A 14,375-nucleotide genomic window follows, 5' to 3' on the forward strand; every position below is an offset into this window, starting at 1 on the left:
GAAAGGGGCCTTTCGCTTTTTACGTTATTTTGTCTAAAAAGGCTTGCACGGTTTTTCGATACGTGTCCCGATTTTTTGTATACGACATGGCGTGTTCTCCAGCTTCAGCAATATAGAGTTCCTTTGGACCGGGCTTTTTTTTATAAAGCCGCTCGGTTGCAGAAACAGGAATATAATCATCGTGCCTGCTGTGAATAAAGAGGACCGGCTTTTCGATCGTTTCGATGACGGCAAGCGGAGATACATCGCGTGCTCGGTAGCCGTCCCTGAACCGCAAAAAGGAGTCGGCAATGGGAAGAATCGGCCAGGAAGGCAGCCGGTATTCCGCTTTCAGACGATACGCAAGCTGTTCCTCGAAGCTTGCAAACGGACAATCGGCAATATAAAAATCAGCGCCATCGTCAGGATGTGCGCCTGCATACAGCAGAGCAGTCACTGCTCCCATTGATTCACCATGAATTCCGACCAATCCGAGGTTACCGTTTTTTTCTTTCACCCATTTGACGACCTCGTTTAAATCATCCTTTTCATAAAAACCATAGCTTGTAGTCTTTCCGCCGCTCTGTCCGTGCCGGCGATGATCGTAAATCAGTACATTCCAGCCGAGATCAAGAAATAAATCCATATATTTGAGAGAATTCAATACATTCACGGTCACACCGTGGCAGATGATCATTGTATTTGATGTATCGTGCGGTGCAGCATAGTAGCCTTTTATATCATATCCGTAAGCCGATGGAATCACAAAAGCCGTTTTCTCCATGCGTTCAAACGATTCAAATACATCATGCCCGTCATCTGTTTCTCTTTTCATAATCTCTTCGTCGGTTTTTTTCTTTATAAACATAATGATATTTGTGAAGCAAATACCGATAGCAGCTACAGCTGCCAAGACAGCGCCGACGGCTAAAAGGAATCTTTTCAAAAGACACAGCACCTTTCAACTCTATTATGGATAACCTTCTAAAACCATTATACCTAAACGCTGCTGAGCCGGCAGAAAAATATGACAGCGTTTTTCCGAAGAGAGTCTGCTTGTTCAGCCTGAATCTCCATGATAAACTGGCTTCAAAACAAAACACGGGGGAAGCGAGCATGAAAAAACAAAAATCCGCTGACAAACACCAGTTAAAAGACGATCTTCAATCCGATATAAAAGAAAAGCTGATGCAGATGAAAAGCCAATTGAAGGAAGAGGATCAGGAGAGACAGAAAAGAGAAAAAGCGGAACAGATCAGAAAGAAAAAGGAGATCGAAAAAAACAAAAGCTTTGAACAGCTCCTCGATGAAAGCCAGCTCGATTGGCATCAATACAAATAAACCAGCACCCGGTCAGGTGCTGGTTTTCTTTATGAACGGTGCGCTTCGTAAACGTCTTGTTTCGTATGAGATTGGAGCGCTTTGATTTCCTCTTCACTTAAACGCCGTGCGTTTGCAGCATGAACGTTTTCCCGTAACTGCTCAATCTTACTGGCGCCTGTAATCACTGAGGCGACAGCAGGCTGTGCTAACAGATACTGCAGCGACTTTTCTGTCATAGACAGATCTGGCGCGACATTCTCCATCGCTTTGCGGGCATTTGTCAGTGTCTCGAACGAATAGGATAAGTACCCGTTTTGTTTGATACTGTCAGCCGATTGTTCAAGCGGTTTCTCAGTCAACAGCCCTTTAGCGACAGGTCCTCTGGCTACGACACTGATCTGATGTTCCTCTAAAAGAGGGAGCCATTCCTCCGGCCGTCTGTCAAACAGGCTGAATTGCATCATAATGCTGACGATGTTTGACTTTTTCACATATTCTTTAATGACGTTCGGGCGAATAGAAGAAATTCCATAATAACGAATGACACCTTCTTGTTTTAATTCTTCAAATGCTTCAATCGTTTCGTCAATGTTGTCTTCTATTGTGCCGCCGTGAAGCTGATACAGGTCGATATAATCCGTTTTCAGACGTGACAAGCTCTTTTTCACAGCTTCTTTTATGTAAGCTTTTGAAGGGTCCCAATACCAGCCTTCACTTTCGTCACTCCAGCGGTTTCCGGCTTTTGTGGCCAAAATGATATCCTGGCGTCTGTTTTGAATCGCTTCGCCGACGATTTCTTCATTGCGGCCGCGGTCATACAAATCAGCTGTGTCCAGATAGTTGATGCCAAGCTCAATGGCTTCATCAAGGATCGACAGCGCTTTATTTTTTTCGGTTCCAAGGGACATACAGCCAAGTCCGACTTCGCTTATTTCTATATCAGATGAACCTAGTTTGCGCTTTTTCATGTGCACACTCCTTTTTTAGGCTTTGTAATGACCGTAATATAAAGGAGCGGAGTTTTCAACTTTTACGGCTCGGAAATCCAATCTTTCACATACCGGAATGTGCGCCCGTATTCCTTGAGCTTCGCCCGCACCTCCCACGCTTTTCCCACTAAAACGACGCCCTTTTGCATACGGTACACTTTCATAAAGAAGCCCCCTTTTCTCTAGTATGATAAAATGTATGGGGCATGATATAGAGACAGAACGGGAGATGAAGAAATGAAACACTTAGAAGAAAAAACAATTGCTAAAGAACAGATTTTTTCGGGTAAAGTTATTGATCTTTATGTAGAGGACGTCGAGCTCCCAAACGGAAAAACGAGTAAACGCGAAATTGTAAAACACCCGGGTGCGGTAGCGGTGCTGGCTGTCACAGACGAAGGGAAAATCATAATGGTGAAACAATTCCGGAAGCCGCTGGAGCGGACGATCGTTGAAATACCGGCCGGAAAGCTGGAAAAAGGAGAAGAGCCGGAGTATACGGCGCTTCGGGAGCTGGAAGAAGAAACAGGATACACAGCGAAAAAGCTGACTAAAATCACAGCATTCTATACATCGCCCGGTTTTGCCGATGAAATTGTCCACGTTTTTCTTGCGGAAGAGCTGTCTGTGCTTGAAGAAAAACGGGAGCTTGATGAGGACGAGTTTGTTGAAGTGATGGAGGTGACGCTTGAAGACGCACTGAAGCTGGTTGAGTCGCGTGAGGTATATGACGCAAAAACAGCCTATGCGATTCAATATCTTCAGCTGAAAGAAGCGCTGCAAGCATAAAAATGAAAAAGATTTACGCGGATTTACACATTCATATCGGCCGGACCTATACAGGAAGGGCTGTCAAAATAACAGGTGCAAAAACCCTGACGCTGGACCGGATTTTGGTTGAGGCCAGTGAATATAAAGGGATTGAACTTCTCGGGATTATTGACTGCCATTCCCCGGAAGTCATAATAGAGCTTGAGGAAGGCATTGCTTCAGGCAGGTATCACGAGCTTGAGGGCGGCGGAATCCGTTATCGCAGCACAACTCTTTTATTGGGAAGCGAGCTGGAGATTTACGATGAAGCCTGCAGCGGGCCGATTCATGTGCTCGCTTTTATGCCGACACTCGCTGATATGAAACAATTTTCAGTCTGGCTTTCAGCGCGGATGAAAAATATTCACTTAAGCTCGCAGCGGATATACGAAACAGGCTTGAACCTTCAAAAAAAAGTAAAGGAAATGGGCGGATTGTTTATCCCCGCCCATATTTTCACGCCCCACAAAAGCTTGTACGGAAAAGGGGTTAAGTCAAGTTTAACTGAAGTTTTTGATTCTTCTATGATAGATGCGGTCGAGCTTGGTTTAAGCTGTGACACACCTATGGCTTCACGGGTTTCCGAATTAAATAAATATTCATTTTTAACAAATTCTGATGCGCATTCCTTAGGGAAGATTGGCAGAGAATATAATGAAATATATGTGCAGTCAGCTGATTTTTCTGAGTTTGCTCTTGCATTAAAGGGGAAGGACAACAGGAAAATTACTGCAAATTACGGATTAGATCCGCTGTTGGGGAAGTATTATCAAACGGCTTGTGAAGTATGCGGGGAGCGTACAGTGAGCGGGGCAACGGCGTGCGCGGAATGCGGAAGTGCCAGATTGACAAAGGGTGTCAGCCAGAGACTGCGCGAACTGAGTGATCAGTCTGGAAAAGGCATAACACGTCCTAGATATGTCCATCAGATACCGCTGCAATTTGTTCCGGGTGTCGGACCGAAAACCCTTGACAAGCTGAAGACTGCCTTTGGCACAGAAATGGCTGTTCTCCATGAGACTTCAGAGGAGGATCTGGCGCGGGTTGTTCCGCCGAAAACCGCCGCTCTTATTGTGAAAGCGAGGTCAGGAAAGCTTGAACTGAAAGCCGGAGGAGGAGGAACCTACGGGAAAGTTAAGTCGTGAGTGAAAATTAACTCAGTTCCTCCTGGACTTTTCTCTTTGTCCGGATAAAGGTGATCAGCTGTATAATTTCGTCTTCAGACAGCGGCTTGCCGTCAACAGCAATATCAATGTCAAGGCTGCTCCACGTGGTCAATTCAATGGTCTGAGGAGCAGTCTGCTTTTGCTTTGGGCGGCCTAAGAGGTCATCGCAGGTTGTGTCAAAAAGGTCTGCCAGCATTGCCAGCGCCTCAAGTGAAGGGCGGCGGTAGCCGGACTCGTATCCCGCGTATGTGCTTTTTGCAATGCCCAGGAGGTCAGCCGTATATTGAAGCGACCAATTTTTCTTTTTTCTCAATTCAGTTAAACGATCTAAATTCATGGACTTCCGCTCCTTTTTCAACTTGAGCTGATTATATCATATAGGTATTCGGAAGTGTACGCGAATTGAATAATAATGTCTTGCGTATTTTATTTTCCGTGTCTATAATTGCATTAAAAGTATGCGAAAAGCGAATGCCTTCTCGCAAACCCATCTTTAGATATAGTGAAGAGGTGTATGGTATGAAAAAATTATTGATGTTGACAACTGGGGGAACGATCGCTTCAGTTGAAGGGGAAAACGGGCTTGCCCCGGGGGTGAAGGCTGACGAGTTGTTAAGTTACGTATCAAAACTTGATAACGATTACACGATGGAAACCCAATCGCTTATGAATATAGACAGCACCAATATGCAGCCTGAATACTGGGTAGAGATAGCGGAAGCCGTTAAGGAAAATTATGATGCCTATGACGGGTTTGTTATTACCCATGGTACAGATACAATGGCCTATACATCTGCCGCATTATCTTATATGCTGCAGCATGCTAAAAAGCCGATTGTGATTACAGGCTCGCAAATTCCGATTACCTTTCAAAAGACAGACGCCAAAAAAAATATTACAGATGCCATTCGCTTTGCCTGTGAAGGCGTAGGTGGGGTTTATGTTGTGTTTGACGGCAGAGTCATTCAAGGAACACGTGCGATCAAGTTAAGAACGAAAAGCTATGACGCGTTTGAAAGCATCAATTATCCATATATCGCTTTTATTACAGAAGACGGGATTGAATACAACAAACAAGTAACGGAACCTGAGAACGACTCCTTCACGGTTGACACGTCACTATGCACAGATGTTTGTCTGCTTAAGCTGCATCCGGGCTTAAAGCCGGAAATGCTGGACGCTCTGAAAAGCATGTACAAAGGAATTGTCATCGAAAGTTATGGCAGCGGAGGCGTTCCGTTTGAAGGCAGAGACATTTTGTCCAAAGTAAATGAGCTGATTGAAAGCGGCATCGTTGTCGTCATTACGACTCAATGCTTGGAAGAAGGCGAAGATATGAGTATTTACGAAGTCGGCCGCAGAGTCAATCAGGACTTGATTATCCGCTCTAGAAACATGAACACTGAAGCAATCGTTCCTAAATTAATGTGGGCACTCGGCCAATCCTCAGATCTGCCGGTCGTAAAAAGAATTATGGAAACACCGATTGCCGATGACGTTGTCCTGTAAAAAAGCTAAAACTATAACCATTATAGAGAAAGTAGGTTAAAGATTATGTTAAACGGCCAAAAAGAATACCGCGTGGAAAAAGATTTCCTTGGAGAAAAACAAATTGAAGCAGATGTCTATTACGGCATCCAAACGCTGCGTGCTTCAGAAAACTTTCCGATTACGGGATATAAAATCCATGAAGAAATGATTAACGCGCTGGCGATTGTAAAAAAAGCTGCCGCTCTTGCAAACATGGATGTAAAACGGCTGTATGAAGGAATTGGCCAAGCTATCGTACAAGCCGCAGACGAGATTCTGGAAGGCAAGTGGCACGACCAGTTTATCGTCGATCCGATTCAAGGCGGCGCTGGTACATCCATGAACATGAATGCGAACGAGGTCATCGGAAACCGCGCGCTCGAAATCATGGGTCATAAAAAGGGAGAATACATCCACTTAAGCCCTAACACACACGTTAATATGTCTCAGTCAACAAACGATGTATTTCCGACAGCCATTCATATTTCCACACTGAATCTGCTGGAAAAACTGCTTAAGACGATGGAAGACATGCATGGTGTGTTTAAACAAAAAGCGCAGGAATTTGATTCTGTCATTAAAATGGGACGGACTCACCTCCAAGACGCTGTTCCGATTCGTCTCGGCCAGGAATTTGAAGCATACAGCCGTGTTCTTGAGCGTGATATTAAACGCATTAAACAATCCCGGCAGCACCTGTATGAAGTCAACATGGGCGCTACTGCAGTCGGCACTGGCCTGAACGCCGATCCGGAATATATCAAACAAGTCGTTAAACACCTTGCTGATATTAGCGGACTGCCTCTTGTCGGCGCTGACCATCTTGTCGATGCAACGCAAAATACAGATGCTTACACAGAAGTTTCTGCATCATTAAAAGTCTGCATGATGAACATGTCGAAGATCGCAAACGACCTTCGTTTAATGGCATCGGGACCACGCGCCGGACTTGCGGAGATTTCTCTGCCTGCCCGCCAGCCGGGATCTTCCATCATGCCGGGTAAAGTCAATCCGGTTATGGCGGAGCTCATTAACCAAATTGCGTTCCAGGTGATTGGAAACGATAATACCATCTGCCTAGCTTCAGAAGCAGGTCAGCTTGAGTTAAACGTTATGGAGCCAGTGCTCGTCTTTAATCTGCTGCAATCAATCAGCATTATGAACAATGGTTTCCGTTCCTTCACTGACTATTGCTTAAAAGGCATCGAAGCTAATGAAAAACGCTTGAAACAATACGTAGAAAAAAGCGCTGGCGTTATTACCGCTGTGAATCCGCATCTTGGTTATGAAGCGGCTGCCCGAATCGCCAGGGAAGCGATTATGACAGGCCAATCCGTCCGTGATCTTTGCCTTCAGCATGATGTGCTGACAGAAGAAGAATTGGATATCATTTTAAATCCATACGAGATGACAAAGCCAGGGATTGCTGGAAAAGAGCTATTAGAAAAATAAAATTTAAACAAAATACAGCTTATTCACCTCTGGATAGCCGGTGAATAAGCTGTTTACAAGCATAGGGATGAGGAAGTATAGTATACGTGTTGCACTATTTATTGAAAGCGTTTTAGCTTTTTCATTAAGGGGGACTTCTTTTGAAGGATGTAAGATTGCCAACACTATTTGAAATTATTATCGTACTAGGAGCATTTTTAGCACTTGTTCTGTCGTTTACAGTCTTTTTAGACTTGCCAATACAGCTAGCGCTTTTTGTTTCTTGGTTTATTGCAATGATTCTCGGAATCAGACTGGGTTATTCATATAAAGATCTGCAAAACGCGATTGTTCATGGGATATCTAATGGTCTTGAAGCTGTTCTGATTCTCGTTTCAGTCGGAGCGCTCATTGGAACATGGATTGCCGGAGGCGTCGTGCCGACCTTGATTTATTATGGATTAGAATTTATTCATCCTAGTATCTTTTTACTCGCAACATTAATTATTTGTTCTATTATGTCTGTGGCAACAGGAACGTCATGGGGAACAGTAGGAACAGCCGGCATCGCCATGATCGCAATTGGTGAAGGCCTCGGAATCCCGCTTCCTCTTGTAGCTGGAGCCATTCTTTCCGGAGCTTACTTCGGGGACAAGCTGTCTCCTCTGTCTGACAGCACAGTCCTGGCTTCTTCATTATCAAAAGTGGATGTATTGGCTCACGTCAGAGCGATGCTTTATTTATCAATACCAGCATATGTGATTACGGCTATTCTCTTTACAGCTGTTGGATTTATGTACGGCGGGAAAAATATTGATCTCGACAAAGTTGAATTTTTGAAATCTTCATTGCAGAATACATTTGACATTCATATTTGGATGCTGATTCCGGCTGTTGTCGTAATCGTCTTATTAGCGATGAAAAAGCCCTCTATGCCGGTTATCGTAATTGGTGCATTGCTTGGTGCTGCTTGGGCTGCTATTTTCCAAGGCATGAATATCGCCGATGCGATTGCAACTGCGTACAACGGATTCTCTATTAAAACAGATGTTGAGTTTTTAAACGGCCTCTTAAACCGCGGAGGCATCGTCGGTATGCTTGACTCTCTCGTCGTGATTATCTTTGGTCTCGGCTTTGGCGGATTGCTTGAAAAACTCGGTGTATTAAAAGTGATTGTCTCTACTTTTGAAAAGAAATTAACATCAGCAGGCAATGTGACATTATCTACGCTGATTGTAGCATTTTTGGCGAACATCTTCGGGTGTGCCATGTATGTATCTCTTATTTTGACACCGAAGATTATGGAAGACAGCTATGACCGTTTGCATCTGGACAGAAGAGTTCTATCCCGTAATTCAGAGGTCGGGGGAACTTTGACTTCAGGTATGGTCCCTTGGTCTGATAACGGCATTTACATGGCCGGGATTTTAGGAGTTTCTACCTTCTCTTATCTGCCATTTATGTGGCTCAGTTTTGTCGCAATAGGTCTTGCCATTATCTATGGTTATACAGGAAAATGTATATGGTATACGAAAAACGATACAGCTCAAGCTGAAAAACTAGGCTAAGGGGAGGATCACTGAATGATAGCGAAACACATGATTCGGACACTGATGATAGAAACGCCTTCGGTTCCCGGAAATCTCGGAAGAGTGGCTACAGCAATCGGCCTTCTGGGCGGAGACATTGGTGATGTGGAGACGGTAAAAGTCGGACCCAATTACACGATGCGCAATATTACTGTACAAGTGGAAAATGAAGAACAGCTTCAGGAAGTGATCATGGCTGTTCAGGCTCTTGGCGAAGGGATCAGGCTTCACACGGTATCTGATGAAGTCCTGTCTGCTCATGAAGGCGGAAAAATCCAAATGAAAAGCAAAATGCCAATCCGTTCGCTGGCAGAGCTCGGGCGTGTCTATACCCCAGGTGTAGCAGACGTCTGCAGACTGATCGAGAAAGAACCTCAGAAGGCTGATATCTACACAACAATCAGCAACTCGGTCGCAATTGTAACCGATGGAACAGCGATTCTCGGCCTTGGTAACATCGGCTCTGTGGCGGGAATGCCTGTTATGGAAGGAAAGGCAGCGCTGTTTGATCAGCTGGCAGGGATCAGCGGTATCCCGATTTTGCTGGATACAAGTGATCCTGAAGAAATTATCAATACGGTAAAACATATTTCACCAGGATTTAACGGCATCCTGCTTGAGGATATCGGGTCACCGCATTGCTTCGAAATTGAAGATCGCCTAAAAGAGGAGCTCAATATCCCTGTCATGCACGATGATCAGCATGGGACAGCTGTCGTCACGCTGGCAGCTGCCATTTCGGCATGTGAAAGCGCGGGCGTTGACTTGAAAGAAGCAAAAGTGGGGCAGATCGGCCTCGGCGCAGCGGGCGTAGCCATCTGCCGGATGTTTATGGCTTACGGCGTCAAAGCTGTATGCGGTACAGACAAATCAGAGGCGGCGATGAGTCGTCTTGAGCAATACGGCGGACAGACAGCTGACAGCATCGAAGAGTTAATGGGAACATGTGATATTGTCATTGCCACAACAGGAGTTCCTGGTTTAATTAAACCTGAATTCGTACGATCTGGTCAGGTCATATTGGCATTATCCAATCCGAAGCCGGAAATTGAGCCTGAGGCTGCTTTGCAGGCCGGCGCAGCGTATGCGGCTGACGGGCGGTCTGTGAATAATGTGCTTGGCTTCCCGGGTATATTCAGAGGAGCACTGAATGCCAAAAGCAAGGAGATCAATCACGATATGCTTGTGGCGGCAGCAGAGGCCATTGCAGCCTGCACAAAGCCAGGCGATGTGGTTCCGCAGCCGCTGGATTCAAAGGTCCATCACGAAGTGACAGCCGCCGTTGAACGCGCAGCTCTTACAGCAGTCAAACATTAAAATGAAAACAGCACCTGGCACGACAGGTGCTGTTTTTTTCAGACAGATTCAAAACATTTTAATAACATGTTCCATTTGCTATCATGAATCAAAATGAAACAGGGAGTGATCAGCATGGCAAAAAGCCGAGCGAAAAGAAAACGGGAGCATCTGCTTAGAAACAGCGGACGGGACGCCTTATTATCAAGAGGCAGTTCTCCATCCTTCAGCACCCATGAAAGAATGACAAAAAGCAAAAAAGACATATTGAATAAAAGAAAGCATAAACACAAAAATCCTTATGATCATAATGCCTTTGATGATAGGGATTTTTTTATGCCCGAAACAGCCGCCTAGCAATCTCTATCGTTTCTTTTTGAAAAAGAGCATGTTTTTTCGTTTCTTTCATACAATCTATTAAATCAAATCAATAGAGCGGGCGGGAGGAAACGATATGCGGAAAATTTCTTATAAGGACATGTTTCTCGGGCATGTAAAGGCTCATCTCTCTCTTTATATATTTGTGTCTGTCCTGTTTTTCATGGGTGTGATTTTTGGCGCTATTATTGTCAACAGCATGACGATCAGTCAGAAAGAAGATTTATATTATTATTTAAGCCAATTTTTCGGACAGCTATCAGACGGAAAGCAGGCCAGCTCATCCGATATGTTTTGGCAAAGCATTTTTCATAATGTAAAGTATTTAGGGCTGATGTGGATTTTAGGCATTTCTGTGATTGGTATGCCGATCATTTTCATTATGATCTTTCTAAAAGGAATTGTTGTCGGATTTACTGTGGGATTTCTCGTCAACCAGATGGGAATCAGCGGTTTTTTCTTATCCTTTGTCTCGGTTTTGCCGCAAAATGTGCTGCTTATTCCGGCTTACCTCATTATGGGCACGTGTGCGATTGCATTTTCTTTAAAGCTGATCAGGCAGCTGTTCGTCAAACGAAGTCTGCATGATGCGCCGATCCAGTGGTTCGGGCGATATGCTGTTGTTCTCCTGATCATTTTATTTTTAGCGCTGATCTCGTCTCTCTTTGAAGCATACATGTCGCCTGTTTTGATGGAAAAGCTGACATCGCGACTTTTTTAAAAATATTATTAAAAGAAAATCATTTTATTTATCAGTTTATAATAATTATAGTTGGAACTCCGCGCTTATTTTGTTATAATGAGTCATGGAATGCGGCGTAGGAGGGAAAGACATGGAAAACCGTATTGATCGAATTAAGAAACAGCTGCACTCATCCAGCTACAAACTTACGCCTCAGCGTGAAGCGACAGTAAGAGTGCTGCTTGAAAATGAAGAAGACCATTTAAGCGCAGAAGATGTATACCTCCTCGTAAAAGAGAAATCTCCTGAGATCGGTCTCGCAACAGTATACCGTACGCTTGAATTACTAACTGAATTAAAAGTCGTTGATAAAATTAACTTTGGAGACGGCGTGTCCCGTTACGATCTTCGTAAGGAGGGGGCAGCTCACTTTCATCACCACTTGGTGTGCATGGAGTGCGGAGCCGTTGATGAAATTGAAGAAGATTTGCTTGAAGACGTAGAAGAAGTCATTGAACGTGATTGGAAATTTAAGATCAAAGATCATAGATTGACGTTTCACGGCATTTGCCACCGCTGTAACGGAAAAGAAACTGAATAGACGATGCCGGGCTCGAACCTTTTCTCTTGAGGAAAGGGTTTTTTGCTGTTTCGACGTATAATTCCTTTCTGATTTGGCATATGGTTTAAATAACTGGAACCATAGAGAAAGGATCGATTGGGACATGGGAAGATTCCTGAAAACGGCTGTTGATACATTGAAGGTTTTTATTCTGTTCACAGGTTTTACCGCTCTCTTCTATTATGCTATGATATGGGTAAATCAAGAGTATGAAAACTATCATCGGTACGATAAACCGGAAGGCTCTGCCGTAAAAGTTGTTGAAATGGATGCGGAAGAAAAAGGCGGATGGTTTGACCGGTTAATCTTTTTTTACCAAAATGGGGAGTAGATCTAGAGTGAAAGATCAAATAAAGGATTTCATCCACTATGTCATGGTAGAGAGAGGGCTTTCTCAAAATACGGTGGTCTCCTATGAGCGTGACTTGAAAAGCTATTCTCTTTACTTAACAGAAACCCTTCATATCAACAATTGGAACGATGTGACCCGTATACATATTATCCAATATTTGAAGCACTTGAAGGACTCGGGGAAATCCGGAAAGACATCAGCGCGGCATTTGGCATCGATTCGCTCTTTTCATCAATTTCTGCTTAGGGAAAAGGTGACGGACAAAGACCCTTCCGTACATATCGAAACACAAAAAACAGAACGGACGCTTCCGAAGGTGCTGGCGCTGAACGAGGTTGAGCGGCTGTTGGACACGCCTAAGCTTACGAGTCCTTTTGGCTATCGGGATAAGGCGATGCTGGAGCTGCTCTATGCCACAGGTATCCGAGTCAGTGAAATGATTGAATTGAAAACGACAGATGTCCATTTGTCAATGGGATTTGTCCGCTGCTTCGGAAAAGGAAGGAAAGAGCGGATTGTGCCGATCGGTGAAACCGCTGCTTCTGCTATTGAAGAATATATGATGAAAGCCAGGGGGAAACTGCTGAAGAACAAAGTGTCTGACGCACTCTTTTTAAATCATCACGGCAAGCAGATCAGCCGCCAGGGGTTTTGGAAAAATCTGAAGAAAATCGCGCTCGAAGCCGGAATCAAAAAAGAGCTCACCCCGCATACACTCAGGCATTCCTTTGCAACGCATCTGCTTGAAAACGGGGCTGATTTAAGAGCGGTGCAGGAAATGCTCGGCCATGCGGATATATCTACGACGCAAATCTATACGCATGTGACGAAAACAAGGCTGAAGGATGTGTACAAGCAGTACCATCCGCGTGCCTAGCCGCAGCAGGCTGCGGCTTTTTTCTTTAGGCCAGACAGAAAATAATGAAGTTTCTCATTATTTTCAAATGCATTGTCAACAGGAATGAAAACGGTTTATACTTGAGTTGTCAGACCTCTAGGCGATACAATAGACGTATAGAAAAAAAGGAGGCTTTTATGATGCCTGCATACAAATATAATCGCGTGTTTTTAATCGTAATGGATTCAGTCGGAATTGGCGAAGCGCCTGATGCCGCCGACTTTAATGACGTAGGCGCCAATACGCTCGGGCATATTGCCGAGCACATGAACGGATTACATATGCCGAATATGGCAAAACTCGGCCTTGGCCTTATTGGTGATATCAAGGGCGTTGAAAAAACAGAACAGCCGCTCGCGTACTTTGGAAAAATGCAAGAAGCGTCAAACGGCAAAGATACAATGACAGGCCATTGGGAGATCATGGGCTTATACATTGATAAACCGTTTAAAGTGTTCCCTGAAGGCTTTCCTGATGAACTGCTTCAGGAGCTTGAGAAAAGATCGGGCCGCAAAATTATTGGAAACAAGCCGGCTTCTGGCACAGCTATTTTGGATGAACTCGGCAAAGAGCATATGGAGACAGGCGCTTTAATTGTGTACACTTCAGCTGACTCTGTTCTGCAAATTGCCGCTCACGAAGAAGTTGTTCCGCTTGAAGAACTGTACCGCATTTGTGAAACGGCGAGAGAGCTGACGCTTGATCCGAAATATATGGTAGGCCGTATTATCGCACGGCCGTTCGTCGGCGAGCCGGGACATTTCAAACGGACACCAAACCGCCACGACTATGCGCTTAAGCCGTTTGACCGCACTGTGATGAATGAATTGAAAGACAGTGGCTTAGATGTCATTTCAATCGGAAAAATTTCTGATATTTATGATGGAGAAGGAATTACGTCTTCCCGCAGAACGGTATCCAATATGGATGGAATGGACAAGGTGGTTGACACGCTCGGAGAAGACTTTACGGGTCTGAGCTTTGCAAACCTTGTTGATTTTGACGCCTTATACGGCCATCGCCGTGATCCAGAAGGCTACGGACGCGCGCTTGAAGAATTTGATGCTCGTCTTCCGGAAGTATTCGAACAAATGAAAGAAGATGATCTGTTAATCATTACAGCCGATCACGGCAATGATCCGATTCATCACGGAACAGACCATACACGTGAGTATGTGCCGATTCTTGCATACAGCAAAAAACATGAGAAAGCGCAAATGCTGCCGCTCGCAGATACATTTGCCGATATCGGCGCAACCATCGCCGATAACTTCCAAACAAAAAAACCGAAATACGGTAAAAGCTTTTTATCTTTATTACAATAGGGGGA

17 protein-coding genes are annotated in these 14,375 nt (G+C 44.5%); 13 read left to right on the forward strand and 4 right to left on the reverse strand.

Annotation, left to right across the window (positions count from 1 at the left end):
- Nucleotides 1-19: 19 nt before the first annotated feature.
- On the reverse strand, nucleotides 20-925 hold the full coding sequence (locus tag DIC78_RS19625; protein WP_127696802.1) for an alpha/beta hydrolase: 906 nt from the start codon (nucleotides 923-925) through the stop codon (nucleotides 20-22).
- 170 nt (nucleotides 926-1,095) lie between these two features.
- Here DIC78_RS19625 and DIC78_RS19630 point away from each other — a divergent pair, with 170 nt between their 5' ends.
- Complete coding sequence (locus DIC78_RS19630) at nucleotides 1,096-1,320, forward strand: YqkE family protein (RefSeq protein ID WP_101860570.1); 225 nt, start codon at nucleotides 1,096-1,098, stop codon at nucleotides 1,318-1,320.
- Nucleotides 1,321-1,349: 29 nt separating this feature from the next.
- On the opposite strand, the gene DIC78_RS19635 is transcribed toward DIC78_RS19630, so the two are convergent.
- Both DIC78_RS19635 and mciZ read right to left on the reverse strand, forming a co-directional pair.
- Nucleotides 1,350-2,270, reverse strand: coding sequence for an aldo/keto reductase (locus DIC78_RS19635; protein WP_106020055.1), 921 nt, complete (start codon nucleotides 2,268-2,270; stop codon nucleotides 1,350-1,352).
- 62 nt (nucleotides 2,271-2,332) lie between these two features.
- Nucleotides 2,333-2,455: a Z-ring formation inhibitor MciZ gene (mciZ, locus tag DIC78_RS19640; RefSeq protein ID WP_010334819.1), complete on the reverse strand. Its 123-nt coding sequence runs from the start codon at nucleotides 2,453-2,455 to the stop codon at nucleotides 2,333-2,335.
- Between the two features lie 73 nt (nucleotides 2,456-2,528).
- On the opposite strand from mciZ, the gene nudF reads away from it, so the two are divergent.
- Together nudF and DIC78_RS19650 are read left to right on the forward strand one after the other, a co-directional pair.
- Nucleotides 2,529-3,080: an ADP-ribose pyrophosphatase gene (gene nudF, locus DIC78_RS19645; protein WP_044154761.1), complete on the forward strand. Its 552-nt coding sequence runs from the start codon at nucleotides 2,529-2,531 to the stop codon at nucleotides 3,078-3,080.
- Nucleotides 3,081-3,082: 2 nt separating this feature from the next.
- Nucleotides 3,083-4,246, forward strand: coding sequence for a TIGR00375 family protein (locus DIC78_RS19650; RefSeq protein WP_127696803.1), 1,164 nt, complete (start codon nucleotides 3,083-3,085; stop codon nucleotides 4,244-4,246).
- A 7-nt stretch (nucleotides 4,247-4,253) separates the two neighbouring features.
- Here DIC78_RS19650 and DIC78_RS19655 read toward each other — a convergent pair whose 3' ends face one another.
- Nucleotides 4,254-4,604 carry a helix-turn-helix domain-containing protein gene (locus tag DIC78_RS19655; RefSeq protein ID WP_024121939.1) on the reverse strand — a complete coding sequence of 117 codons (351 nt, stop codon included), beginning with the start codon at nucleotides 4,602-4,604 and terminating at the stop codon, nucleotides 4,254-4,256.
- Nucleotides 4,605-4,786: 182 nt separating this feature from the next.
- Here DIC78_RS19655 and ansA point away from each other — a divergent pair, with 182 nt between their 5' ends.
- The 10 genes from ansA to deoB all read left to right on the forward strand — a co-directional run bounded on the left by ansA (nucleotide 4,787) and on the right by deoB (nucleotide 14,370).
- Nucleotides 4,787-5,776 (forward strand): asparaginase, encoded by a 990-nt coding sequence (gene ansA, locus DIC78_RS19660; protein WP_024121938.1) that lies wholly within the window; start codon nucleotides 4,787-4,789, stop codon nucleotides 5,774-5,776.
- Between the two features lie 45 nt (nucleotides 5,777-5,821).
- Nucleotides 5,822-7,249, forward strand: coding sequence for an aspartate ammonia-lyase (aspA, locus tag DIC78_RS19665; RefSeq protein WP_010334814.1), 1,428 nt, complete (start codon nucleotides 5,822-5,824; stop codon nucleotides 7,247-7,249).
- Between the two features lie 140 nt (nucleotides 7,250-7,389).
- Entirely contained in the window at nucleotides 7,390-8,796 is a 1,407-nt protein-coding gene (gene mleN / locus DIC78_RS19670) for a malate-H+/Na+-lactate antiporter MleN (protein WP_024121936.1), read from the forward strand.
- A gap of 15 nt (nucleotides 8,797-8,811) precedes the next feature.
- Nucleotides 8,812-10,134 carry an NAD-dependent malic enzyme gene (locus DIC78_RS19675; protein WP_095713217.1) on the forward strand — a complete coding sequence of 441 codons (1,323 nt, stop codon included), beginning with the start codon at nucleotides 8,812-8,814 and terminating at the stop codon, nucleotides 10,132-10,134.
- A 114-nt stretch (nucleotides 10,135-10,248) separates the two neighbouring features.
- On the forward strand, nucleotides 10,249-10,470 hold the full coding sequence (locus tag DIC78_RS19680) for a hypothetical protein (protein WP_059336651.1): 222 nt from the start codon (nucleotides 10,249-10,251) through the stop codon (nucleotides 10,468-10,470).
- A 97-nt stretch (nucleotides 10,471-10,567) separates the two neighbouring features.
- Nucleotides 10,568-11,212: a stage II sporulation protein M gene (gene spoIIM, locus DIC78_RS19685; RefSeq protein ID WP_127696804.1), complete on the forward strand. Its 645-nt coding sequence runs from the start codon at nucleotides 10,568-10,570 to the stop codon at nucleotides 11,210-11,212.
- A 112-nt stretch (nucleotides 11,213-11,324) separates the two neighbouring features.
- A complete protein-coding gene (gene fur / locus DIC78_RS19690) occupies nucleotides 11,325-11,774 on the forward strand; it encodes a ferric iron uptake transcriptional regulator (protein WP_024121932.1) in 450 nt (149 codons plus the stop codon).
- Between the two features lie 124 nt (nucleotides 11,775-11,898).
- The gene (locus DIC78_RS19695) at nucleotides 11,899-12,126 is read left to right on the forward strand and encodes a YqzK family protein (RefSeq protein WP_010334808.1); all 228 of its coding nucleotides are present in this window, start codon (nucleotides 11,899-11,901) and stop codon (nucleotides 12,124-12,126) included.
- Between the two features lie 7 nt (nucleotides 12,127-12,133).
- Nucleotides 12,134-13,024: a site-specific tyrosine recombinase XerD gene (gene xerD, locus DIC78_RS19700; RefSeq protein ID WP_095713215.1), complete on the forward strand. Its 891-nt coding sequence runs from the start codon at nucleotides 12,134-12,136 to the stop codon at nucleotides 13,022-13,024.
- 161 nt (nucleotides 13,025-13,185) lie between these two features.
- Nucleotides 13,186-14,370: a phosphopentomutase gene (deoB, locus tag DIC78_RS19705; RefSeq protein WP_024121929.1), complete on the forward strand. Its 1,185-nt coding sequence runs from the start codon at nucleotides 13,186-13,188 to the stop codon at nucleotides 14,368-14,370.
- Nucleotides 14,371-14,375 lie beyond the last annotated feature (5 nt).

Origin of the sequence: Bacillus halotolerans, from assembly GCF_004006435.1 — a bacterium.
Classification (GTDB): Bacteria; Bacillota; Bacilli; order Bacillales; family Bacillaceae; genus Bacillus; species Bacillus halotolerans.

Coding starts and splice junctions, on each gene's coding strand:
- DIC78_RS19630 (WP_101860570.1), top strand. CDS start 1,096: ATGAAAAAACAAAAATCCGCTGACAAACACCAGTTAAAAGACGATCTT.
- DIC78_RS19655 (WP_024121939.1), bottom strand. CDS start 4,604: ATGAATTTAGATCGTTTAACTGAATTGAGAAAAAAGAAAAATTGGTCG.
- mciZ (WP_010334819.1), bottom strand. CDS start 2,455: ATGAAAGTGTACCGTATGCAAAAGGGCGTCGTTTTAGTGGGAAAAGCG.
- DIC78_RS19675 (WP_095713217.1), top strand. CDS start 8,812: ATGATAGCGAAACACATGATTCGGACACTGATGATAGAAACGCCTTCG.
- nudF (WP_044154761.1), top strand. CDS start 2,529: ATGAAACACTTAGAAGAAAAAACAATTGCTAAAGAACAGATTTTTTCG.
- DIC78_RS19650 (WP_127696803.1), top strand. CDS start 3,083: ATGAAAAAGATTTACGCGGATTTACACATTCATATCGGCCGGACCTAT.
- spoIIM (WP_127696804.1), top strand. CDS start 10,568: ATGCGGAAAATTTCTTATAAGGACATGTTTCTCGGGCATGTAAAGGCT.
- deoB (WP_024121929.1), top strand. CDS start 13,186: ATGCCTGCATACAAATATAATCGCGTGTTTTTAATCGTAATGGATTCA.
- fur (WP_024121932.1), top strand. CDS start 11,325: ATGGAAAACCGTATTGATCGAATTAAGAAACAGCTGCACTCATCCAGC.
- aspA (WP_010334814.1), top strand. CDS start 5,822: ATGTTAAACGGCCAAAAAGAATACCGCGTGGAAAAAGATTTCCTTGGA.
- ansA (WP_024121938.1), top strand. CDS start 4,787: ATGAAAAAATTATTGATGTTGACAACTGGGGGAACGATCGCTTCAGTT.
- DIC78_RS19680 (WP_059336651.1), top strand. CDS start 10,249: ATGGCAAAAAGCCGAGCGAAAAGAAAACGGGAGCATCTGCTTAGAAAC.
- DIC78_RS19695 (WP_010334808.1), top strand. CDS start 11,899: ATGGGAAGATTCCTGAAAACGGCTGTTGATACATTGAAGGTTTTTATT.
- DIC78_RS19635 (WP_106020055.1), bottom strand. CDS start 2,270: ATGAAAAAGCGCAAACTAGGTTCATCTGATATAGAAATAAGCGAAGTC.